Below are 20621 nucleotides of genomic sequence, written 5' to 3' on the forward strand. Positions count from 1 at the left end.
GGTGAAGTCGGGTCGGGTCGGGTCAGGTCAGGAAGTCCCGGGCGATGTCCTCGGCGACCCGTTCCAGCAGTTCGCCCGCGTGGGTCATACAGCGTTCGGGGTCGGGTTCGACGGCCAGGAGGGGGTAGGCCCGGCGGATCCCGGCCCTGCCGAGCTCCTCCGGGGGCAGGGCGAGCCGCCCGCAGACGGCGACCACGTCGACCCCTCGCGCGCGGGCCGCGGCGGCGACCCCGGCCGGGGCCTTGCCGTGCAGGGTCTGGGCGTCGAGGGAGCCCTCTCCGGTGATGACCAGGGTGGCGCGGGCCAGCGCCGGGGCGAAGCCCAGGACGTCGAGGAGGACCTCGATACCGGGGCGGAAGACCGCGCCGAGCGCGACGAGCGCGCCGTAGCCGACGCCTCCGGCGGCGCCCGCGCCGGGCGCGTCGGCGAACTCCGGGCCGAGGACGTCCGCGTAGTGGGCCAGGGCCCGGTCGAGCGCGGCGACTTCGGCGGGTCCCGCGCCCTTCTGCGGCCCGTAGACGGCGGCGGCGCCCTCGGGCCCGGTCAGCGGATTGTCGACGTCGCTCGCGAGCACCAGATCGATGTCCCGGAGCCTTGGGTCGAGCCCGGTCAGATCGGCGGTGGCGAGGGCGGTCAGCGCCCCGCCGCCGGGTGGCAGGGGGGTGCCTCCGGCGTCCAGCAGCCGGGCGCCGAGGGCGGTGAGCAGGCCGGCGCCGCCGTCGGTGCCGGCGCTGCCGCCGATGCCGAGTACGACGGTCGCGGCGCCCGCGTCGAGCGCCGCGCGGACCAGTTCGCCGCAGCCGTGGCTGGTCGCCGTCAGGGGGGCGAACACACCGTCGGGGAGGAGCTGGAGCCCGGAGGACTCCGCGAGTTCGAGGACCGCGGTGCCGTCCCGCAGGGCGTAAGCGGCGGTCACCGGCTCCCCGAGCGGCCCGGTGACGCGTACCGTACGCCGCTCGAATCCGGCGGCCACCGCGGCCGCGACCGTGCCGTCGCCGCCGTCGGCGACGGGCAGGGACTCCACGTCGAGGCCGGGCACGACCCGCCGCAGCCCCGTCGTCACCCGTTCGGCGACCTGTACCGCCGTGAGGGATCCTTTGAATTTGTCAGCCGCGACGAGCACCCTGGGAGCGCCCGCGGGCTGGTTCACTGCGCCGTCCGTCACCTTGCGTCCTTTGCTGTCGAACAGGCAGTCGCGCCGGTGCGACCCTATCGGGGCGCCGGCGGCGCCGACCAGAGCGTGACGGGGCCCGAACGGCCCCCGGCCGCGCGGACGGGCCGCCCCGAACGGGTACACGGCCGGTATGAACACCACGAACGAAGCCGCGGGCGCGGACGGGCTCGCCGACCGGGTCCTCGGCGGCTGGCTGGGCCGGATCGCGGGCAATATGCTCGGCAAACCCGTCGAACGCGGCGACTACTGGACGCGTGGGCGCATCGACGCCTACCTGCGCCGGACGGACGCGCTGCCGCTCACCGACTATCTGCCACCGCCCCCGGCGGACGCGGCGCCCGGCGAGTTCGAGCTGCGGCCCGAGTGGCGGGAGTGCGTACGGGGGCGGGTGCGCGGCAGTTGCCGGGACGACGACGTGGACTACACGATCCTGGGGCTGCATCTGCTGGAGACGTACGGCTTCGGGTTCGATACCGAACAGCTGGGGCGGGTGTGGCTGGAGCGGTTGCCGTATCTCCAGACGTTCACGGCGGAACGAGTGGCGTACCGCAATCTGGTGAACGGCGTCGAGCCGCCGGAGACCGCCGGGCACGACAATCCGTACCAGGAGTGGATCGGCGCGCTGATCAGGGCGGATATCTACGGCTTGACGAGTCCGGGCGATCCGGCCGGGGCGGCGGCCCTGGCGCGGCGGGACGCGGCGCTCTCCCACCGGGCCAATGGTGTGTACGGGGCGATGTGGGCGGCGGCGACGGTCGCCGCGGCGTTCACCGCGGACGGGCCGCGGGCGGCGGTCACGGCGGGCCTGGCCACCGTCCCCGCGGACTCCCGGCTGGCGCGGACCGTACGGCACACGGTCGCGCTCCACGACTCGGGCGCCGACTGGTCAGCGACGCTCGACGAGATGGAGCGGCGCACGGCCGGTCTCGGCTGGATCCACGTCGTACCGAACGCCGCCGTCCTGACCGCGGGACTGCTGTACGGGGCGGGCGACTTCACCCGGACGATCGCGCTGACCGTCCGCGGCGGGCTCGACACCGACTCCAACGGGGCGACCGCGGGCTCGGTCGCGGGTGTGCTGTGCGGCGCGGCCCGGCTGCCCGCCCGGTGGACCGAGCCCCTGGAGGACCGGGTGCGTAGCGCCGTCTTCGGTTTCGACGGGGTACGGATCTCCGAACTCGCCCGCCGTACGGTCCGTCTGACGGCGGAACGGACGGCGACCGGCCGTGCGGCCGTGGTGTCCGGGTGACGAAAGTGGCCGGGGTGACCGGGGTGATCATGGTTTCGGGGCGGACCGTCCCGGAACGGGAGAATCCGTGAACGCTCGCCCGTGAAATTGCATCGGAACCGGAATCCGGGCCCCGTAACCCCTGGGTGTGCACCTAGGCTGCGGGGGTGACCACGGATCATGACAGCGACAGCGCGTACAGCGCCTATATCGCCACCCTGCCCCGTGTCCTGTCCGCCGCGGGGATACTGCTCCGGGACGAACTGGGCCGACTGCTCGTCGTCGAGCCCAATTACCGCGACGGCTGGGCGCTGCCCGGCGGCACGGTCGAGTCGGACGGCGGCGAGACGCCGCGTGAGGCCGCTCGGCGCGAGACGCTGGAGGAGATCGGGCTCGACGTGGAACCGGGCAGGTTGCTGGCGGTCGACTGGGTACGCGGCCCGCTGCGGCCGCCGATCGTGGCCTATCTGTACGACGGCGGAGTCCTGTCCCCCGGGACGCTGGACGCCATCCGCCTCCAGGAGGACGAGCTGCTGTCCTGGCGGCTGATCGACCGGAAGCACGTCCCCGACTATCTCCTGCCGCCCCTCGGTCACCGGGTCGCGGCGGCGCTGGACGCGCTGGACTCGGGGTGCGGGGCGGTCGAGCTGGTGGACGGGCATCCGCTCCGCTGAGCGGGGCGGGGGATGCGGAGCCCACGGTCGATCCGATCCGATCCGATCCGATCCGGTCCGATCCGGTCCCGGCCCGGCGGCCGGTGCGGGAATTCCCTTGCCGCCGGGCGGTGTTGACATGATCGACAGCGCCGCACGGCGACAGCGGACCGCGACCGGTCCCGCGGTGGTACGCCGGTGAAGCGGCCCGAGAACGGGGAGGCACGACATGGCCGGTGACACGGCGATCATCTTCCGGTCCGAGGAGCCCGGTGACCCGGGCGATCCGGGCCGGGACCCGGCCCCGGTCCGTACCGGGCCCGACGGCGCGGCCACCCATATCCTCACCGCGCCGACCCCGGCCGCCGCGGCGGCCCTCGCCGCCGAGTACGCGGACCGCGGGACGACGACCGTCGAACTGTGCGGCGCGACGGGCTATCCGTGGGTCGCGGAGGTCGAGGCCGCCGTCCGGGGCCGGGCCCGGGTCGGGACGGTGCTCTACGGCTTCGAGTCCCTGATCGACGTCGCCCGCTACAAGGAGCGGGCGATCGCGGGCGAGGCGCTGCGGGATCTGTTCCTGTACGTCCAGCCGGGCGCGGATCCGGCGAAGGACCGGTTCGTCCGCACGGCGGGCCCGAGCACCTCGACGTACGTCGCCGTACCGGAGGCGTCGGCGGGTGCGGCGGTCGCGGCCGAGTTCGCGGACTCCGTCCAGTTGATCGAGTTGTACGGCGGCTGGGACGGTCCTTCGGCGGCGGCGGTGATCCGGGCGGTGGACGAACGCGTCCCGGTCGGTGTCGCGGTCCACTCGGCTCCGCCGCCGGCGGGCTGACGGCGTTACGGGGCCGCGCGGCCGGTGAAAGCCGTTCGCGCGGACCCCGCTCGCCTGTTTAGGGTCGCGGTATGACTCTCGTCGCCCTGCTCAGCGGTGCGGGCATCTCCACCGACTCCGGGATCCCCGACTACCGAGGCCCGAACGGCCTGTGGCGGCGCGATCCCGAGGCCGAGAAGCTCGTCACGTACGACACCTACATGGCCGATCCGGAGATCCGCCGCCGCTCGTGGCGGATGCGCCGGGACAACGCCGCGCGCGGCGCCCGGCCGAACGCGGCGCATCTCGCGGTCGCCGAGCTGGAGCGGCGGCCGGGGATCGCGGTCCGGGTGATCACCCAGAACGTGGACGGTCTCCACCAGGCCGCGGGCCTGCCCGACCGCAAGGTCCTCGAACTCCACGGCACCACGCACTCCGTGGTCTGCACGGGCTGCGGCGCCCGTTCGGCTATGACGGAGGCGCTGGCCCGGGTCGACGCGGGCGAGGCGGACCCGGCGTGCCGGTCGTGCGGCGGGATCCTCAAGTCCGCGACGGTCATGTTCGGCCAGCCGCTGGACTCGGAGGTGCTGGCCCGGGCGGTGGCGATCGCGAAGGCGTGCGAGATCTTCATCGCGGTGGGCAGCAGCCTCCAGGTGCAGCCCGCGGCGTCCCTGACGGGGATGGCGGCGGAGGCCGGGGCGCGGGTCTCCATCGTGAACGCCGAGCCGACCCCGTACGACCCGGTCGCGCACGAGATCGTCCGCGACCCGATCGGCACGGCGCTGCCGGAGCTGCTGCGCCGGGTGGCCGACGAGGCCGGCGGTCCCGGGGACGCCTGACGCCGCGCCCGGAGGGCCCCGGAAACCGTCGGGCGTCCGTCATCAGTCGTCCGTCAGTCGTCGGCGTCCGGGGCCATGCCGGAGGCGCGCGCGATGCCGTCGACCTCCAGCCGGTCCGTACGGTCCTGGTCCTCCCGGCCGTCGATCCGGTCGCGCAGATCGCGCAGCCGGTCGGGGTCGGCGGCCATGTCGGGCGGAACGAGGGACATGACCTCCTTGGCGTGCTCGCCGTCGCCGAGCCGGGCCACGACATGGTCTGCCCGGTCCTCGTGGCCGGGGCGCATCGCGCCGATCAAGCCGATGAGCTGGAGCAGTTCCTGCCGTACCTCGGCGGTGAACAGCTCCTTCTCCTCGTCGTCGAGGCTGAGCCTGGCCGTACCGCCGCCCTGGGCGGCCCACAGCCGGACGACTTCCATCAACAGCCGGAACTGGGGCTCGGGCATCCGGGCCCGCAGTGTGTCGACGTAGAGCAGATAGCGCCGCAGCGCCAGTTCCTCCCCCGGTTCGTTCGCCTCCGCCACGACCTTCCCCCTCTCACCACCGGGCCCGGTGACCGGACCGCCGGTTCCACGGAGGGTGTCTGCCCGGCCGTGCCGCTGTCGACACGGCTCCTGGACCGACACGAAGTCCTAGAACAAGGCGTCCTCGGTCCCCGTGCGGCCCGACTCGAAGGCGAGCAGCCGCTGTTTGCGGTCGAGTCCGCCGCCGTAGCCGATGAGGTTTCCGGTCGAGCCGATCACCCGGTGGCAGGGGACGATGATGCTGATCGGGTTCTTGCCGTTGGCGAGGCCGACCGCGCGGGAGGCGTTGGGGTTGCCGAGGTCCTCGGCGAGTTCGCCGTAGGTGAGGGTCTCGCCGTACGGGATGCCCAGCAGCCGCTCCCAGACGCGGCGCTGGAAGTCGGTGCCCAGGAGCCGCATCGGCAGGTCGAACTCGGTCAGTTCACGGGCGAAGTACGCGTCGAGCTGCCGGATCGTCTCCCCGAAGGGTTCCGTCGCGCGCCCGCCGAAGGTCTCGTCCGCGGGGCGGTGGCGCTGCTCGGTCATATAGAGGGCGCTGAGGACGCCGTCGGTGGCCACGAGGGTGAGCGGCCCGTACGGGCTGTCGATCACCGTGTGCTGCCGGACGGCGCCGGTCGTGCTCTTCATGCGGGGACCTTCTCGTCGTGCGGGAGGTGGTTGATGGGGTGGTCGTCGGTGGCCCACAGGTACTGGACGGCGTAGGCGCGCCAGGGCCGCCAGGCGGCGGCGTGCGCGGTGAGCGCGGCCGGGGTGGCGGGCAGGCCGAGGCCCGCGGCGGCGCGGCGGGTGCCGAGGTCGGTGGGGAGGAAGGCGTCCGGGTCGCCGAGCGCGCGCATGGCGATCACCTCCACGGTCCAGGGGCCGAAGCCGGGGAGCGCCGACAGTCCGGCCCTGGCCTCCTCCCAGTCGCTGTCCACGCCGAGGGCGAGGGCGCCGTCGGCGAGGGCGGACACGAGGGTGGTCAGCGTCGTGCGTCTGCTGCGGGGCAGGGCGAGGGCCTCGGGGTCGAGTCCGGCGAGCGCCTCGGGCGTCGGGAAAAGCCGGGTGAGGCCGCCCTCCGGGTCGTCGACGGGTTCGCCGTGGGCGGTGACCAGTCGGGCCGCGTGAGTCCGGGCGGCGGCGGTCGACACCTGCTGGCCGAGGACCGCGCGGACGGCGAACTCGGCCGCGTCCACGGTCCTCGGGACACGGCGCCCCGGGGCCTTGTCCACCAGCGGGCGCAGCAGGGGGTCGGTCCTCAGCTGCTCGTCGACGGCGACCGGGTCGGCGTCGAGGTCGAGCAGCCAGCGGCAGCGGCTGATGGCGATCGTCAGATCGCGGGTGTCGGTGAGCAGCAGCCGGCAGGCGATGTGGTCCGGGCGCGGGGCGAGGGCGACGACGCCGGTGCCGTACGGCAGCCGGAGGGTGCGCCGGTACGCGCCGCCGCGCCACTCCTCCACGCCGGGGACGGCGGTCGCGGCGAGATGTCCGAAGAGGTTGTCGGGGTTGAGGGGCGTCCGGAACGGCAGCCGGAGCGTGATCACCCCGGGGGTGCCGGGGCCGGCGCCGTTCGCCCCGCGGGCCCCGGGGCGGCGGGCGGCCCGGGTCCGCAGCTCGCCCGGGGCGAGGGCGAAGACCTCGCGGACGGTGCCGTTGAAGGTACGGATCGAGGAGAAGCCCGCGGCGAAGGCGATCTCCGCCATGGGCAGAGCGGTGGTCTCGATCAGTACCCGGGCGGTCTGGGCCCGCTGGGCGCGCGCGAGGGCGAGGGGTCCCGCGCCCAGTTCGGCGCGGAGCTGGCGCTCGATCTGCCGGGTGGAGTAGCCGAGCCGGGACGCGAGCCCCGGAACACCGTCACGGTCGACGACGCCGTCCCGGATGAGCCGCATGGCCCGCGCCACGGTGTCCGCGCGGGCGTTCCACTCGGGCGACCCCGGGCTGGTGTCGGGCCGGCACCGCTTGCACGCCCGGAACCCGGCCTGCTGACAGGCGGCGGCGCTGGGGTAGAACGTCATGTTCTCCGGCTTCGGGGGGACGACCGGGCAGCTCGGGCGGCAGTAGATCCTCGTGGTCAGTACGGCGGTGAAGAACCAGCCGTCGAAGCGGGCGTCCTTCGACTGCACGGCGCGTACGCACCGCTCGGTGTCGGTGTGCATGCCTCCAGGATCCCCCACCCGGGCGCACCGGGCTGGCGAGAATCCGACATGGCCCTCGGGGCCCGGTTCTTCCCCTCCCGCGCCCGGGCCTGGCCCGGGCCACGGGTAGCCGAGGCGCTGGAGGCCCCCCGGAGGGTCAGAGCGCCGTGGCGGCGACGGCGGCGGAGAACTCCTCGTAGGCGTACTCGTCGAACAGGACGAAGCGGACCTCCGTCACCGGCGGGCGCGCCGACTCGCGGACCGTCCGGACCGCGATGCGCGCCGCCTCGTCCATCGGCCAGCCGTAGATGCCCGTGGAGATCGCCGGGAAGGCGACCGTCCCGGCGCCCAGCTCGGCCGCGAGCCGCAGCGACTCGCGGTAGCAGGAGGCGAGCAGTCCGCCGCGGTCGTGCTCGCGCGACCAGACGGGTCCGGGAGTGTGGATCACGTGGCCCGCCGCCAGCCGGCCGGCCGTCGTCGCCACGGCCTGCCCGGTGCGCAGGCCCTTGCCGTAGTGCGATGCCCTCAGCTTCCGGCAGGCCGCGAGGATCTCGGGACCGCCCGCGCGGTGGATCGCGCCGTCGACCCCGCCGCCGCCGAGGAGGGAGGTGTTCGCGGCGTTGACGATGACGTCGGCGTGCTGTTCGGTGATGTCTCCGCGCACGAGGACGATGGCGGGTCGCTGGCTCATGGCGTCATCATCCCACCGCCCACCGACAGTTCGGCACACGACCGCCGGGCTCCGCCGCCCCGGTTCAGCCCGCCGCGGACGCCGCGCGCAGCCGCCGCCAGACCGCTTTGGCGGCCCAGTGTCCGGACATCCCGTGGACTCCCGGCCCCGGTGGGGTCGCGGCCGAGCAGAGGAAGACGGCCGGGTGGGCGGTGGCGTACGGGACCCGGGCCAGCTTGGGCCGCAGGACCGTCTGGAGTCCCGAAAAAGCGCCGCAGGCGATGTCACCGCCGACGTAGTTCGCGTTGTGCGCGGCGAGCCGCGGCGGTCCCGCGACGGCACGGGCGAGGACGAGATCGCGGAAGCCGGGCGCGAAGCGTTCGATCTGACGCTCGATCATCTCGGTGGCGTCGCCCTCCCAGCGGGCGGGGACATGTCCGTACGCCCAGAGGATGTGCTTGCCCTCCGGGGCGCGGGAGGGGTCGACGAGTGTCGGCTGGGAGGTGATGAGGAACGGTGTCCGCGGATCGCGCCCCGTGACGGCGGCCTGGAGGGCGGCCTCGATCTCGCCGGCCGTCGGGCCGATGTGGACGGTCCCGGCGGACCGGGGCTCCTTCGCGGTCCACGGTACGGGGCCGGACAGCGCGTAGTCGATCTTGAAGACGGAGGCGCCGTAGCGGTAGCGGTCGTACGCGCCGCCCAGCCCGGCGATCCTGGCCAGGGCGGTCGGTGAGGTGTCGAAGACGTATGTCCGCGCGGGCGGGAGTTCGTCCAGCCGCTTCACCTCGACACCGGTGTGGATCGTGCCGCCCAGATCGCGGATGTACGCGGCGAGCGCGTCGGAGATCGCCTGCGAGCCGCCGCGCGGCAGCGGCCAGCCGCGTTCGTGCGCGGCGAGCGCGAACATCATCGCGATGCCCGTCGTGGCGACGCCCGAGGTGGAGGCGATGGCATGGGCGGCGAGCCCCGCGAGGAGCCCGCGCGCCTTGTCGCCGTCGAAGCGCCGCATCGTCCAGGTCGCGGGCCGGAGCGCCGTGAGCCCGAAGCGGGCGAAGCGGTACGGGTCGCGGGGCAGCCCCTCCCAGGGGGTGCGCAGGAAGTCCGCCGCGAGATCGTCCCAGTGTCCGAGGTAGGGCTCGACCAGCCGCCGGTACGCGCCCGCGTCGCGGGGCCCCAGGGACATGGCGCTCTCCCCCACGGAGCGGGTGAGCACGGCGGCGGTCCCGTCCGGGAAGGGATGGGCGAGCGCCACCTCGGGGTGCAGCCACTCCAGCCCGTACCGCGCCAGCGGCATCGCGGAGAACGCGGGCGAGCCGATGCCGAGGGGGTGCACGGCGGAGCACGGATCGTGCCGGAACCCCGGCAGGGTCAGCTCCTCGGTCCGCGCGCCGCCGCCGACGGTGTCGAGGGCCTCGAACACGGCGACGGAGAAACCGCGACGGGCCAGCTCGGCGGCGGCGGTGAGTCCGTTGGGCCCCGCGCCCACGACGACGGTATCGAGCATAGACGGCACCTCAGCCACTCCCTCCGTCAGCCGACAACCGGCTCCCCCCAGGGTATTCCGCCCCGCCGCGCGCCCCCGGGCGGGGTTGCCTTCCTGGCGCGCCCGGCGGCTCGGGCGTCAGACGCGGAGGGCCTTCAGGACGCGCGCCGCCGTGGCGGCGTCGCGGGCCGCGGTGAAGGGGAGCGCGTTGGCGCCGCCGATGGCGAACGGCTCGCCGTCGAGCGTCAGATGCGCCCCGCCCGCCTCGGTGACCAGCAGGAGCCCCGCCGCGTGGTCCCACGCCGCTTCCCAGGAGAAGGCGACGGCGTCCAACGCGCCCCGGGCGACGGCCAGGTACTCCAGTCCGGCGGAGCCGCAGGGCCGGGCGCGGAAGCCCGGCGCCCGGAGGCCCAGGAGCGCCTTCTTCTGGTCGTCGGTGGTGTAGTCGGGGTGCGACGTGGCGACGTCGAGGACCGCGTCCGCCGCCGGCGCCCCGGAGCGCAGGGCCGCCCCGTCCAGATACGCGCCACCGCCCCGTACCGCCGTGGCGAAGGTGTCGAGCGCGGGGGCGTAGGTCCACGAAGCGAGCAGTTCACCCCGGTGGGCGAGCGCCACGAGCGTGCAGAAGCCGTCCTCGCCGCGGACGAACTGGCGGGTGCCGTCGACCGGGTCGACGATCCAGACGGGCGCGTCGCCGGTGACGGCGCCGTACACGGCGGGGTCGGCGTGCACGGCCTCCTCGCCGACGACGACGGAGCCGGGCAGCAGCCGGGTCAGCGCGGCGGTGAGGTGCTCCTCGGCGAGCCGGTCGGCGGTGGTGACCAGATCGTGGGGGCCGCTCTTCTCGACGACGTCGTCCGCGGCCAGTTGCCGGAACCTCGGCATGATCTCGGCGGCCGCCGCCTTGCGCAGCGTCTCCTCGACATCGGACAGGTCCCCGGTGAGAAAGTCATCGATCATATGTCCAGCTAAGCACGTCCATGCAGGTGACCGGCGTGCGATCGGCGGTCCGCAACCCGAAGTTCACCACGAATCGGTCACATGTTCGCCACCGGGCGGCGGGCCGCCCCCGGTCAGGTCGCGGGAACAACACTCTCCGGGAGACCGTTGACGTCGACGGCAGGACCCGGTGGTGGGAACGGTGGAGGCGCGCGGTGCACGGAGAGTACAAGGTCCCCGGCGGCAAGCTGGTGGTGGTCGATCTGGCGGTCGAGGACGGCCGGCTGAAGGACGTCCGGGTGAGTGGTGACTTCTTCCTGGAACCGGACGATGCCATCGAGCTGATCGACACGGCGCTGGAGGGCGCTCCCGCCGATACCGACACCCCGGGTCTGACGGCCAGGATCGACGCGGCGCTGCCCGCGTCGGCCGTCCTGTTCGGCTTCTCGTCGGAGTCCGTGGCGATCGCGGTGCGCCGGGCGCTGGCCCAGGCCACGGACTGGCGCGACTACGACTGGCAGCTGATCCACGAGCCGCCGCAGTCCCCGGCCCTGCATATGGCGCTGGACGAGGTGATCACGGCCGAGGTCGCGGCCGGTCGGCGCCCGCCGACGCTGCGGGTGTGGCAGTGGGACGCCCCGGCGGTGATCATCGGCAGTTTCCAGTCGCTGCGGAACGAGGTCGACCCGGAGGGCGCGGCCCGGCACGGGGTGACGGTGGTCCGGCGGATCTCCGGCGGCGGCGCCATGTTCGCGGAGCCGCAGAGCACCATCACGTACTCCCTCTCGGTCCCGGACTCCCTGGTGTCGGGGCTGTCGTTCGCCGACTCGTACGCCTATCTGGACGACTGGGTGCTCGGCGCCCTCGGGGACATGGGCATCCGCGCCTGGTACCAGCCGCTGAACGACATCGCGACGGAGATCGGGAAGGTCGCGGGGGCCGCGCAGAAGCGGATGGTCGGCCCGGGCGGCGGTCCCGGCGCGGTGCTGCACCATGTGACGATGGCGTACGACATCGACGCCGACAAGATGACCGAGGTGCTCCGCATCGGGCGGGAGAAGCTCTCCGACAAGGGCACCAAGAGCGCGAAGAAGCGGGTGGACCCGCTGCGGCGGCAGACCGGGCTGGCGCGCGAGGCGGTGATCGAGCGGATGATCGAGTCGTTCCGGGCGCGGTACGGCCTGTCGGCGGGCAAGGTGACCGACGGGGAGCTGGCGCGGGCCGAGGAACTGGTGCGGACGAAGTTCGGCCACGAGGAGTGGACGACCCGCGTCCCGTAACGGCCGGCGGGGGCCGGCTCGCGTCACCGGCCCGCCAGCGCCGGAATGACCTCCTCCGCATAGCTGTCGATCACGGTCTCCCTGGCGTCGTGCATGGCGTAGACGGCGAAGTGGTCGACCCCGAGGTCCCGCAGCTCCCGCAGCTTGGCGATATGCGCGTCGACGGGTCCCAGGACGCAGAAGCGGTCCACCACCTCGTCGGGCACGAAGTCCGCCGACGGGTTCCCGGCCCGGCCGTGGTGACCGTAGTCGTAGCCGTGCCGGGCCCGGATGTACGAGGTGAGGGCCTCGGGCACCAGATCGGAGTGCTCCCCGTAGCGGGCGACCAGGTCGGCGACGTGGTTGCCGACCATCCCGCCGAACCAGCGGCACTGGTCCCGGGCGTGGGCGAGATCGTCGCCGATGTACGCGGGCGCGGCGACGCAGATCGTGATCGTGTCCGGGTCGCGGCCCGCATCGGCGGCCGCCGCCCGGACGGCGGCGATCATCGTCCGGGTCAGATACGGGTCGGCGAGCTGGAGGATGAAGCCGTCGGCCTTCTGTCCCGCCAATGCCAGAGCCTTCGGCCCGTACGCCGCCATCCAGACGGGCAGCCGGGCGCCGTCCGGGACCCACGGCAGCCGTAGCGGCTGGTCGCCGACGACGGCCTCGCGGCCCTCGGCCAGGTCGCGGATGACATCGATCGCCTCGCCGAGCCGGGCGAGGGTGTTGGGTCTGCGGCCCGCGACCCGCATCGCGGAGTCGCCGCGGCCGATGCCGCAGACCGTGCGGTTGCCGTACATGTCGTTGAGGGTGGCGAAGGTGGAGGCGGTGACCTCCCAGGTCCGGGTGCCGGGGTTGGTGACCATGGGGCCGACGACCAGCCGTTCGGTGTGGTCCAGGATCCGGCTGTGGATGACGAACGGCTCCTGCCACAGCACCGCCGAGTCGAAGGTCCAGCCGTGGGTGAAGCCGCCGCCTTCCGCGCGCCGCATCAGCTCGACGACGGCGGACGCGGGCGGATCGGTCTGGAGGACGAGTCCGAAGTCCATAAGCCTGTCCTTGGGTACGGGTGAGGTGCTGGTGAGGTACTGGTGAGGTGGGTGCGGTGAGGTGAGCGGTACGAGGGGTCAGTCGAGGTACTGACTGGTGGCGCGGGCGATGTACCGGCCGTGCCCGGCCCGGCCGGTATAGGTCCCCCGGTCGATGACGACCTCCCCGCGCGACAGCACGGTCTCCACCCGGCCGGTGACCCGTTTGCCCTCGTAGACGGAGTAGTCGACGTTCATGTGGTGGGTCTCGGCCGACAGGATCTGTGCCGTGCCGGGGTCGTAGATCACCACATCGGCGTCCGATCCCGGGGCGATGGTGCCCTTCTGCGGATAGAGGCCGAACATCCGGGCGGGGGCGGCACAGGCGATCTCGATCCAGCGGCGGCGCCCGATGTGCCCGTCGACGACGGCCTGGTGGAGGAGGTCCATCCGGTGCTCCACTCCCGGGAGCCCGTTGGGGATCTTGGAGAAGTCGCCCCGGCCCAGCTCCTTCTGTCCGGCGAAGCAGAAGGGGCAGTGGTCGGTGGAGACGACCTGGAGGTCGTCGGTGCGCAGGCCGCGCCAGAGCGCCGCCTGGTTCGCCTTGGGCCGCAGGGGTGTGCTGCAGACGTACTTGGCGCCCTCGAAACCGGGCTCCGCCAGCTCGTCAGTGGAGAGGAAGAGGTACTGCGGACAGGTCTCGCCGAAGACCGGCAGATCCTTGTCGCGGGCCGCGACGATCTCGGCGACGGCCTCCTCGGCCGAGACATGGACGACGTACAGCGGGGCGCCCGCGACCCGGGCCAGCTGGATCGCCCGGTGGGTGGCCTCGGCCTCCAGCAGCGCCTTGCGGACCTCCCCGTGGTAGCGGGGGTCGGTCCGGCCCGCGGCCAGGGCCTGTTCCACCAGGACGTCGATGGCGATGCCGTTCTCGGCATGCATCATGATCAGCCCGCCGTTGTCCGCGGCGCGCTGCATCGCCCGCAGGATCCGGCCGTCGTCGCTGTAGAAGACGCCCGGATAGGCCATGAAGAGCTTGAAGGAGGTGATGCCCTCCTCCACCAGCCGGTCCATCTCCCTGAGGGACGAATCGGTGACGTCGGAGAGGATCATATGGAAGGCGTAGTCGATCGCGCAGTTGCCGTCGGCCTTGGCGTACCAGGCATCGAGGCCCGCCCGCAGGGAGCGGCCGACGGACTGGATCGCGAAGTCGACGATCGTGGTGGTGCCGCCCCAGGCGGCGGCACGGGTCCCGGTCTCGAAGGTGTCGGCGGAGAAGGTGCCGCCGAACGGCATCTCCATATGGGTATGGGCGTCGACACCGCCCGGAACGACGTATTTGCCGGTGGCGTCGACGACCCGGTCGGCGGTCCACGCGTCGGCGGCGGCCGAGCCGTGGGTGGCGAGCGCGACGATCCGGCCGTCCTCGATCAGGACGTCGGCATGGGTCTCCTCGGCCGCGGTGACCACCAGTCCGCCGCGGATCAGGGTGCGGTTACTGCTCATGACGGGTGCGCTCCCTCTCGTACGCAGGGCTTCGAGACCGCCACCGCCACCGCTGTCGGCGACGGGCGACGACCGGCGGGCGACGAACGGCGGCCGGTGGACGGTGGACGGACGGTCCGCCCGACCGGTCGGACCGGGACGGACGGGGCGTCAGACGGCGCGCAGGGCCTGCTCGATCACGGCCGCGCCCTCCTCCGCCTCGGCGACGGTGAGGGTCAGCGGTGGGGCGATCCGCAGCACGCTGGTGTCGTGGCCGCCGCCCTTGCCGACGAGGAGTCCGCCCTCCCGGGCGGCTTCCAGCACGGCAGCGGTGGCCACCGGGTCGGCCAGGCCGGTACCGGGCCGGACGATCTCGATACCGATCATCAGGCCCCGGCCGCGCACCTCCCGGACGGCGGGTACCCCGGCGGTGATGCCGCGCAGCCGCTCGATGAGCAGTCCGCCGACCCGGCGGGCGTTGCCCTGGAGGTCGTGTTCCAGCAGATAGGAGAGGTTGGCCAGGCCCGCGGCCATGGTGACGGGCGAGCCGCCGAAGGTGGAGATGGAGTTGGCGTCGATGGCGTCCATGATCTCGGCGCGGGCGACGACACCGCCGACGGACATGCCGTTGGCGATGCCCTTGGCGAAGGTGACGAGGTCGGGCGGGCCGTTGCGGTCATGAGCTCCCCAGCCCCAGAAGTGGTCGCCGGTACGGCCCCAGCCGGTCTGCACCTCGTCGGAGATCCACAGCACGCCGTGCCGGTCGAGCACCTCGCGGAACGCGGCGTACAGCCCGTCGGGCGGCGAGGTGAAGCCCCCGACGCCCTGGATGGGCTCCGCGATCAGGGCGGCGGGTGGCCTGCCCTGGCCGATGAGGTCCTCCAGATCGGCGACGCACGCCTCGATGAAGCGGTCGTCGGTGAGGTGGGCGTACGGTCCCCGGGTGCGGACGCCGCCGTGGACGTACAGGGTCTGGAGCGGGGAGAGACCGGTCGGGGACCAGGCGCGGTTGCCGGTGATGCCCACGGACGAGAAGGACCGGCCGTGGTAGCTGTTGCGCATCGCGAGGATCTGCGGGGAGCCGCGGTACGCGGTGGCGAGGAGCAGGGCCGTGTCGGTGGCCTCGGTACCCGATGTGGTGAAGAAGACCCGGGCGTCGGGGATGCCGGAGAGCGCCGCGATCCGCTCGGCCAGCTCGATCATGGGCCGGTTGAGGTAGAGGGTCGACGAGTGGACGATCCGGCCGGCCTGTTCGCCGACGGCCCGGACGACCTCGGGCAGGGCGTGGGCGGTCATGGTGGTGAGGATGCCGCCGAAGAAGTCGAGGTACTTGTTGCCCTCGGTGTCCCAGACGTACCGGCCTTCGCCGTGGCTCAGTTCGATCGGGTCGGCGTAGTAGAGCGCGAGCCAGCCGGGCATGACGGCGCGGTGGCGGTCGTGGAGCGGGTTCGCGGCGGGCTTCGCCGCGGGTCTTCCGATCGGCGCCGCGGACGGTCCCGAGGCGGGTCCCGCGGCCCGTCCCGAGGTGGGGTTCGGGGCGTGGTTCGGGGCGTGGTTCACGGCCGCACCAGCCCTTCGTAGGCGTCGGGGCGCCGGTCGCGGTAGAAGGCCCACTGCTGCCGCACCTCGTCGATCAGGCCGAAGTCGAGGTCGCGGACGACCAGTTCCTCGGCCGTGTCGCCGGCGACGTCGCCGACGAACTGTCCCCGGGGGTCGACGAAGTAGCTGCTGCCGTAGAAGTCGTTGTCGCCGTACTCCTCCCGGCCCACCCGGTTGATGGCCGCGACGAAGTACTCGTTGGCGACGGCCGCCGCGGGCTGTTCGAGACGCCACAGATGGGCGGAGAGGCCGCGGGAGGTGGCGGAGGGGTTGTAGACGAGCTGGGCCCCGGCGAGACCGAGCTGACGCCAGCCCTCGGGGAAGTGGCGGTCGTAGCAGATATAGACGCCGATCCGGCCGGCCGCGGTGTCGAAGACGGGCCATCCGGCGTTCCCCGGCCGGAAGTAGTACTTCTCCCAGAAGCCCTTGACCTGCGGGATGTGGTGCTTGCGGTACTTGCCGAGATAGCTGCCGTCGGAGTCGATCACGGCGGCGGTGTTGTAGTAGAAGCCGGAGTCCTCGATCTCGAAGACCGGGACGACGATCACCATCCCGGTCTCCCGGGCCAGCTCCCGCATCCGCAGCACCGTCGGTCCGTCCGGGACGGGTTCCGCCCAGCGGTAGTGCTCCGGCTCCTGCACCTGGCAGAAGTAGGGCGCGTTGAAGACTTCCTGGAACCCGATCACCCGGGCGCCCCGCTCGGCGGCGGCACGGGCGTGCGCCTCGTGTTTGGCGATCATCGACTCGGTATCGCCGGTCCAGGTGGCCTGGACGAGTGCGGCGCGTACGACTGGGGCCATGGGCTGCTCCTTCGTCCGGGCAGGACCCGGCATCGGCGCATCGCCTCTACGCACGTAGACGCGGAACGTAGATGGAGAAAGTAAGCCCCGTCACACAGCGGGGCAAGACCATTGCCGCCGACCCGCTGAGTCGATCATGTTTCACCCGGTCGGCGGGGCCTCCGTACCGTCGCCGGAGGCGTCCGTGAGGGTGACGGCGATCCCCGCGTGCGGCTTCCCGCCCCGCCGCACCAGCCGGGCGGGCCAGTCGACGAGCCGGAACTGCCAGCCGTACTTGCGGGCGATGAGCCCGCGCACCCGGTCCGTGCCGTCCGGGTCGAGGAGTTCACCGGTGCCCTCGGCGTGCGCGGCGCCCTCGGCGATCCGGCCCCGGACATCGCACACGGTGACGGTGGTACGCGGGTCGCGGCGCAGCCGCTTCACCTTCCAGGAGTCTCTGTTGGTCCAGACGTAGAGCGTGCCGCCCTCCTCGGCGAACCACACCGGGGTCGCCACCCCGGTCCCGTCGCGGCGGAAGGTCGTCAGGCTGATGTAGCGGGCGCGGGCGATGTCCTGGGCTGCGGTCACCCGGCCGAGCCTACGCGGCCGGACCGGCCCGGGGGCCGGATCGGAGCCGGACACCGGAGTCGGCGGGGCCCGCACAGGGTCAGTCCTCGCGCGCCCGGTCGTACGCGTCCCTGGCCCGCCGGAGTTCGGTCCCGTGCTCGCGCGCCCAGGCGCAGGCGATGTCCATCGGCGCGATCAGGGACCGGCCCAGCGGGGTGAGGGCGTATTCGACGCGCGGTGGATTCTCGTCGTAGGCGGTACGGCTGACGAGGCCGTCGCGCTCCATCGCGCGCAGGGTCTCGGTGAGCACCTTCGGTGTCACCCGCCGCATCGGGACGCGGAGTTCCGTGAAGCGGCGCGCGCCGCCCTCCAGGCAGCGCAGGACCATCGCCGACCACTTGTCACCGAGGCGGAGGGGCCGGTCCCGGGGGTCGCAGGCGTCGGCGAACAGGTCACGCGGCAGCGGGGTCCGTACGGCGTCCGTGGTGTCCATGGTGTCCGTGGCGTCCATGGATCCATTGTCGCGGTCCGAGCGCGCCCTTCGCCCGCCCGGCGCCGGTACCGTTGAAGTAACCGGCGGGTGCCGTTCTACCGTCCCGGCCATGAACGACACAACGAACGTACAGGCACAGGGAATCGTCGTCTTCGGGGCGGGTGGCCGCGTCGGCCGGGCGGTCGTCACGGAGGCGGTGACCCGGGGGCACCGGGTGACGGCGGTGGTACGCGACCCGGACCGGGCTTTCGGCCTCGGCTCGGACGCGGTGACGGTGGTACGGGGGGACGTCGGCGACCCGGAGTCGGTCGCCGCGGTCGCGGCGGGCCACCGGGCGGCGATCAACGCCACGGCACGGCTCGACATACCGTCCGAGGAGTTCTTCGTGGGCGCGGCGAAGGCGCTGGTGGCGGGGTTGACGCGGGCGGGCGTCGGCCGGCTGGTGACGCTCGGCATCGTCTCCACGCTGGAGACCGCGCCAGGGGTGCGGCTGATGGACGACCCCGGCTTCCCGGAGCCGCACCGGATCTTCGCCCGGGGACACGCGGCGGAGTTCGACCTGCTGCGCCGGGAGGCGGGCGGGCTGGACTGGCTGATGGTGTGTCCGCCGGACCTGTCGGCGGGGATACCGCGCACCGGCCGCTACCGCACCGCCGACGGTACGGTGATCCCGGACGGCCGGATCTGCCACGACGATCTCGCGAAGGTGCTGCTCGACGAGGCGGTCACCCCACGCCACCACCGCGTCCAGCTGGCGGTGGCCTCGACCGGCGCCGTGCCCCGCGGGTAGCGGGATCGCCGTCGCCCCTCGACCGGCGCCGTGCCCCGCGGGTAGCGGGAGACCCGCGGGCCGGGCCGGCCTACGTCGGCGTCAGGACGCACGCCGTCGCGAGGTCGTCCGTGGAGAGCCGCAGCGCCGCGGCGAGCGCGGCCACGGTGAAGAAGGCGGGCGTCGGCGCCCGGCCGGTCTCGATCTTGCGGAGCGTCTCCGCGGAGATCCCGGCCTCGGCGGCCACATCGACCATGCTGCGGGGGCCGCGCGCCTCGCGGAGCAGCTGGCCCAGCCGTTCGCCGCGTTCGCGCTCTTCGGGGGTGAGGGGGGTACGAACCATGCCGTCATTCTAATACCGGAACCGCCGATCGGACCGGTATAGTAATTGGCATGGTTGAGATCAAGACGGAACAGTCGATCGAGGCGATGCGCGCGGCGGGCCGGGTGGTGGCGCACGCCCTGGCCGCCGCGCGCACGGCCGCGGCGGTCGGCGTGGAGCTGCGGGAGCTGGACCGGGTGGCGCGGGCGGTGCTCGACGAGGCGGGCGCGAAGTCCCCGTTCCTCGGCTACCACCCCTCCTGGGCCCCCACCCCCTTCCCGGCGGTGGTCTGCGCCTCCGTGAACGACGCGGTGGTGCACGGCATCCCCGACGGCTACCGGCTGGGCGACGGCGACCTCGTCAGCCTGGACTGCGGCGCCCTGCTCGACGGCTGGGCCGGCGACGCGGCCGTGAGCTTCACCGTGGGCCGGGCGAGGCCCGAGGACACCCGGCTGATCGCCACCGCGGAGGAGGCGCTGGCCGCCGGTATCGCCGCGGCCGTGCCCGGCAACCGGATCGGCGATATCGCCCACGCCGTCGGACGGGTGAGCCGCGCCGCGGGCTACGGCATCCCCGACGGCTACGGCGGCCACGGCATCGGCCGCGCCATGCACGAGGACCCGGGCGTCCCCAACGAGGGCCGCCGGGGGCGGGGGATGGTGCTGCGCGCCGGCATGGTCCTGGCGATCGAGCCGATGCTGATCGCCTCCGGCTCGGACGACACGTACACGGCGCGCGACGGCTGGACGGTCCGCACACTCGACACGAGCCGCGCGACGCACGCGGAGCACTCGGTCGCGATCACGGAGTCGGGCCCCAGGATCCTGACAGTCCCGTAGCCCTTGCGGGGCAGTGACGAGGCCGGAGTCCGGGGCGGAGCCCGAGCGGCACCGCCCGGGGTCGGTTCGCCCGGAGTCAGTTCGCCCGGACGAACGCGCGGGCCAGCCGCTCCCCCAGGCTCGTCGCCGAAGCGCGGCTCTCCACCGGATCCGCCTTCGAGCCGCGGAAGAGGATGTACGTCACACCGGACGGGACGCCCCCGGAGACCGGGTCGGGATCGATGCCCAGGGACTCGGCCATGGCGTAGGACGCCTCGCCGATGATCTTCGCGGGGCCGGTGTCGCCCACGACCCCGTACCGCACCCGGCCGTCGTGGACGACCGCGACGACTCCCCCGCCGCGGATCCCGGACTCCGGGTACCTCCAGACCGGTCCCGGCGTCGGCACCACCACGTACGGCAGACCCGCCGCGTCGAGCGATCTGCCGTCGGACTGGCGGACCGCGGTCCCGGGCAGGTACCAGGGGTCGGTCTTCCGGTTGCACCGCTCGCTCTCCCGGCCGTCGCAGGCGACGTCCAGGTCGGCTCTCCAGTACACCGCGCCCTCGGCGCCGCACACCGGCACGGTCGCCTTGGCTCCGACGTCCTTGGCGTAACTCCCCCGGGAGACCCGGTCGCAGCCCTTGGTCGCCGCGAGCAGTTCGGCGGCTCCGACGACACCGGTGCCGCCCACGACACCGGCGGCACCGGCACCGGCGGCGCCCGCACGCGCGTACCGGGGCGGCTGCGGCACGAACATCGCCGCCGCGGGCGGCGCGGGAGCCGCGGCCGCCAGAAGGGCCGCCCCGGAGGCGGTGGCGAGGGCGGCGAGGGTGCGAACGTGCATGGCTGGATCGCCTTTCGGTGCGAATATCGCGCGGAAAAGCGTCCTTACCCGCTCCCGGTGACGACCGATCCCCCCGCCCCCGGGCCGATCGGGCCACCACCGGGGCCAAGTGCGTGGTGAGTGAAGGTGGTTGCTCCCGGATGGACCGCCGGCACCTGGAACCGGATGGAGTACGCCCGTACGGGAGCGGGGCCGGATCCCGGACCGTACACCCCGCTCC

Annotated in this window: 22 protein-coding genes; 7 read left to right on the forward strand and 15 right to left on the reverse strand. The window is 73.4% G+C overall.

Going from position 1 to position 20621, the window contains the following annotated elements; genetic code table 11:
- Positions 1-22 precede the first annotated feature (22 nt).
- Positions 23-1165, reverse strand: a complete 1143-nt coding sequence (locus tag ACFXG1_RS05840; RefSeq protein WP_384741320.1) for a glycerate kinase — start codon at positions 1163-1165, stop codon at positions 23-25.
- Positions 1166-1304: 139 nt separating this feature from the next.
- Between ACFXG1_RS05840 and ACFXG1_RS05845 the strand changes: the two genes are divergently transcribed.
- The 4 genes from ACFXG1_RS05845 to ACFXG1_RS05860 all read left to right on the forward strand — a co-directional run bounded on the left by ACFXG1_RS05845 (position 1305) and on the right by ACFXG1_RS05860 (position 4705).
- Positions 1305-2423: an ADP-ribosylglycohydrolase family protein gene (locus ACFXG1_RS05845; protein WP_384718580.1), complete on the forward strand. Its 1119-nt coding sequence runs from the start codon at positions 1305-1307 to the stop codon at positions 2421-2423.
- A gap of 146 nt (positions 2424-2569) precedes the next feature.
- A complete protein-coding gene (locus tag ACFXG1_RS05850) occupies positions 2570-3076 on the forward strand; it encodes an NUDIX domain-containing protein (protein WP_384718582.1) in 507 nt (168 codons plus the stop codon).
- Positions 3077-3284: 208 nt separating this feature from the next.
- Positions 3285-3887, forward strand: a complete 603-nt coding sequence (locus ACFXG1_RS05855) for a DUF6506 family protein (RefSeq protein ID WP_384741322.1) — start codon at positions 3285-3287, stop codon at positions 3885-3887.
- A gap of 71 nt (positions 3888-3958) precedes the next feature.
- Complete coding sequence (locus ACFXG1_RS05860) at positions 3959-4705, forward strand: NAD-dependent deacetylase (protein WP_384718586.1); 747 nt, start codon at positions 3959-3961, stop codon at positions 4703-4705.
- Between the two features lie 53 nt (positions 4706-4758).
- Here the strand turns inward: ACFXG1_RS05860 and ACFXG1_RS05865 are convergent, their stop codons facing one another.
- From ACFXG1_RS05865 to ACFXG1_RS05890, 6 genes are all read right to left on the reverse strand, one after another.
- Positions 4759-5226: a hypothetical protein gene (locus ACFXG1_RS05865; protein ID WP_384718588.1), complete on the reverse strand. Its 468-nt coding sequence runs from the start codon at positions 5224-5226 to the stop codon at positions 4759-4761.
- A 108-nt stretch (positions 5227-5334) separates the two neighbouring features.
- Positions 5335-5853, reverse strand: coding sequence for a methylated-DNA--[protein]-cysteine S-methyltransferase (locus ACFXG1_RS05870; protein ID WP_384718590.1), 519 nt, complete (start codon positions 5851-5853; stop codon positions 5335-5337).
- Entirely contained in the window at positions 5850-7361 is a 1512-nt protein-coding gene (locus ACFXG1_RS05875; RefSeq protein ID WP_384741325.1) for an AlkA N-terminal domain-containing protein, read from the reverse strand. Before ACFXG1_RS05875 ends, ACFXG1_RS05870 begins: the two co-directional genes overlap by 4 nt.
- Positions 7362-7497: 136 nt before the next feature.
- The gene (locus ACFXG1_RS05880) at positions 7498-8031 is read right to left on the reverse strand and encodes an O-acetyl-ADP-ribose deacetylase (protein ID WP_384718244.1); all 534 of its coding nucleotides are present in this window, start codon (positions 8029-8031) and stop codon (positions 7498-7500) included.
- Positions 8032-8095: 64 nt separating this feature from the next.
- Complete coding sequence (locus ACFXG1_RS05885; protein ID WP_384718242.1) at positions 8096-9523, reverse strand: phytoene desaturase family protein; 1428 nt, start codon at positions 9521-9523, stop codon at positions 8096-8098.
- Between the two features lie 108 nt (positions 9524-9631).
- Positions 9632-10453: an inositol monophosphatase family protein gene (locus ACFXG1_RS05890; RefSeq protein ID WP_384718240.1), complete on the reverse strand. Its 822-nt coding sequence runs from the start codon at positions 10451-10453 to the stop codon at positions 9632-9634.
- Between the two features lie 194 nt (positions 10454-10647).
- On the opposite strand from ACFXG1_RS05890, the gene ACFXG1_RS05895 reads away from it, so the two are divergent.
- Positions 10648-11712 (forward strand): lipoate--protein ligase family protein, encoded by a 1065-nt coding sequence (locus ACFXG1_RS05895; protein ID WP_384718238.1) that lies wholly within the window; start codon positions 10648-10650, stop codon positions 11710-11712.
- Between the two features lie 23 nt (positions 11713-11735).
- Here ACFXG1_RS05895 and ACFXG1_RS05900 read toward each other — a convergent pair whose 3' ends face one another.
- From ACFXG1_RS05900 to ACFXG1_RS05925, 6 genes are all read right to left on the reverse strand, one after another.
- The gene (locus tag ACFXG1_RS05900; RefSeq protein ID WP_384741328.1) at positions 11736-12743 is read right to left on the reverse strand and encodes a TIGR03842 family LLM class F420-dependent oxidoreductase; all 1008 of its coding nucleotides are present in this window, start codon (positions 12741-12743) and stop codon (positions 11736-11738) included.
- 78 nt (positions 12744-12821) lie between these two features.
- Positions 12822-14228 (reverse strand): dihydropyrimidinase, encoded by a 1407-nt coding sequence (gene hydA, locus ACFXG1_RS05905; RefSeq protein ID WP_384741330.1) that lies wholly within the window; start codon positions 14226-14228, stop codon positions 12822-12824.
- A 150-nt stretch (positions 14229-14378) separates the two neighbouring features.
- A complete protein-coding gene (locus ACFXG1_RS05910) occupies positions 14379-15626 on the reverse strand; it encodes an aspartate aminotransferase family protein (protein ID WP_384719208.1) in 1248 nt (415 codons plus the stop codon).
- Between the two features lie 137 nt (positions 15627-15763).
- Entirely contained in the window at positions 15764-16606 is an 843-nt protein-coding gene (locus ACFXG1_RS05915) for a nitrilase-related carbon-nitrogen hydrolase (RefSeq protein ID WP_384719206.1), read from the reverse strand.
- 141 nt (positions 16607-16747) lie between these two features.
- Positions 16748-17173 (reverse strand): PPOX class F420-dependent oxidoreductase, encoded by a 426-nt coding sequence (locus tag ACFXG1_RS05920; protein WP_384719204.1) that lies wholly within the window; start codon positions 17171-17173, stop codon positions 16748-16750.
- 79 nt (positions 17174-17252) lie between these two features.
- Positions 17253-17663: a winged helix-turn-helix transcriptional regulator gene (locus tag ACFXG1_RS05925; RefSeq protein WP_384719202.1), complete on the reverse strand. Its 411-nt coding sequence runs from the start codon at positions 17661-17663 to the stop codon at positions 17253-17255.
- 91 nt (positions 17664-17754) lie between these two features.
- Between ACFXG1_RS05925 and ACFXG1_RS05930 the strand changes: the two genes are divergently transcribed.
- Positions 17755-18435, forward strand: a complete 681-nt coding sequence (locus ACFXG1_RS05930) for an NAD(P)-dependent oxidoreductase (RefSeq protein ID WP_384719200.1) — start codon at positions 17755-17757, stop codon at positions 18433-18435.
- Positions 18436-18505: 70 nt separating this feature from the next.
- Here the strand turns inward: ACFXG1_RS05930 and ACFXG1_RS05935 are convergent, their stop codons facing one another.
- Positions 18506-18757 (reverse strand): helix-turn-helix domain-containing protein, encoded by a 252-nt coding sequence (locus ACFXG1_RS05935; protein ID WP_384719198.1) that lies wholly within the window; start codon positions 18755-18757, stop codon positions 18506-18508.
- A gap of 50 nt (positions 18758-18807) precedes the next feature.
- Between ACFXG1_RS05935 and map the strand changes: the two genes are divergently transcribed.
- Complete coding sequence (gene map / locus ACFXG1_RS05940; RefSeq protein ID WP_384741333.1) at positions 18808-19575, forward strand: type I methionyl aminopeptidase; 768 nt, start codon at positions 18808-18810, stop codon at positions 19573-19575.
- A gap of 76 nt (positions 19576-19651) precedes the next feature.
- On the opposite strand, the gene ACFXG1_RS05945 is transcribed toward map, so the two are convergent.
- Positions 19652-20401 (reverse strand): glycoside hydrolase family 75 protein, encoded by a 750-nt coding sequence (locus tag ACFXG1_RS05945; protein WP_384721487.1) that lies wholly within the window; start codon positions 20399-20401, stop codon positions 19652-19654.
- Positions 20402-20621: the final 220 nt, after the last annotated feature.

Source organism: Streptomyces sp. NPDC059248, from assembly GCF_042753905.1.
Taxonomy (GTDB): domain Bacteria; phylum Actinomycetota; class Actinomycetes; order Streptomycetales; family Streptomycetaceae; genus Streptomyces.

What these genes read in the sequence shown, in the direction of transcription:
- ACFXG1_RS05845 (WP_384718580.1), top strand. Translation starts at nt 1,305, where the DNA reads ATGAACACCACGAACGAAGCCGCGGGCGCGGACGGGCTCGCCGACCGG.
- ACFXG1_RS05855 (WP_384741322.1), top strand. Translation starts at nt 3,285, where the DNA reads ATGGCCGGTGACACGGCGATCATCTTCCGGTCCGAGGAGCCCGGTGAC.
- ACFXG1_RS05860 (WP_384718586.1), top strand. Translation starts at nt 3,959, where the DNA reads ATGACTCTCGTCGCCCTGCTCAGCGGTGCGGGCATCTCCACCGACTCC.
- ACFXG1_RS05870 (WP_384718590.1), bottom strand. Translation starts at nt 5,853, where the DNA reads ATGAAGAGCACGACCGGCGCCGTCCGGCAGCACACGGTGATCGACAGC.
- ACFXG1_RS05875 (WP_384741325.1), bottom strand. Translation starts at nt 7,361, where the DNA reads ATGCACACCGACACCGAGCGGTGCGTACGCGCCGTGCAGTCGAAGGAC.
- ACFXG1_RS05880 (WP_384718244.1), bottom strand. Translation starts at nt 8,031, where the DNA reads ATGAGCCAGCGACCCGCCATCGTCCTCGTGCGCGGAGACATCACCGAA.
- ACFXG1_RS05890 (WP_384718240.1), bottom strand. Translation starts at nt 10,453, where the DNA reads ATGATCGATGACTTTCTCACCGGGGACCTGTCCGATGTCGAGGAGACG.
- ACFXG1_RS05900 (WP_384741328.1), bottom strand. Translation starts at nt 12,743, where the DNA reads ATGGACTTCGGACTCGTCCTCCAGACCGATCCGCCCGCGTCCGCCGTC.
- hydA (WP_384741330.1), bottom strand. Translation starts at nt 14,228, where the DNA reads ATGAGCAGTAACCGCACCCTGATCCGCGGCGGACTGGTGGTCACCGCG.
- ACFXG1_RS05910 (WP_384719208.1), bottom strand. Translation starts at nt 15,626, where the DNA reads ATGCCCGGCTGGCTCGCGCTCTACTACGCCGACCCGATCGAACTGAGC.
- ACFXG1_RS05915 (WP_384719206.1), bottom strand. Translation starts at nt 16,606, where the DNA reads ATGGCCCCAGTCGTACGCGCCGCACTCGTCCAGGCCACCTGGACCGGC.
- ACFXG1_RS05925 (WP_384719202.1), bottom strand. Translation starts at nt 17,663, where the DNA reads ATGGACGCCACGGACACCATGGACACCACGGACGCCGTACGGACCCCG.
- ACFXG1_RS05930 (WP_384719200.1), top strand. Translation starts at nt 17,755, where the DNA reads ATGAACGACACAACGAACGTACAGGCACAGGGAATCGTCGTCTTCGGG.
- ACFXG1_RS05935 (WP_384719198.1), bottom strand. Translation starts at nt 18,757, where the DNA reads ATGGTTCGTACCCCCCTCACCCCCGAAGAGCGCGAACGCGGCGAACGG.
- map (WP_384741333.1), top strand. Translation starts at nt 18,808, where the DNA reads ATGGTTGAGATCAAGACGGAACAGTCGATCGAGGCGATGCGCGCGGCG.
- ACFXG1_RS05945 (WP_384721487.1), bottom strand. Translation starts at nt 20,401, where the DNA reads ATGCACGTTCGCACCCTCGCCGCCCTCGCCACCGCCTCCGGGGCGGCC.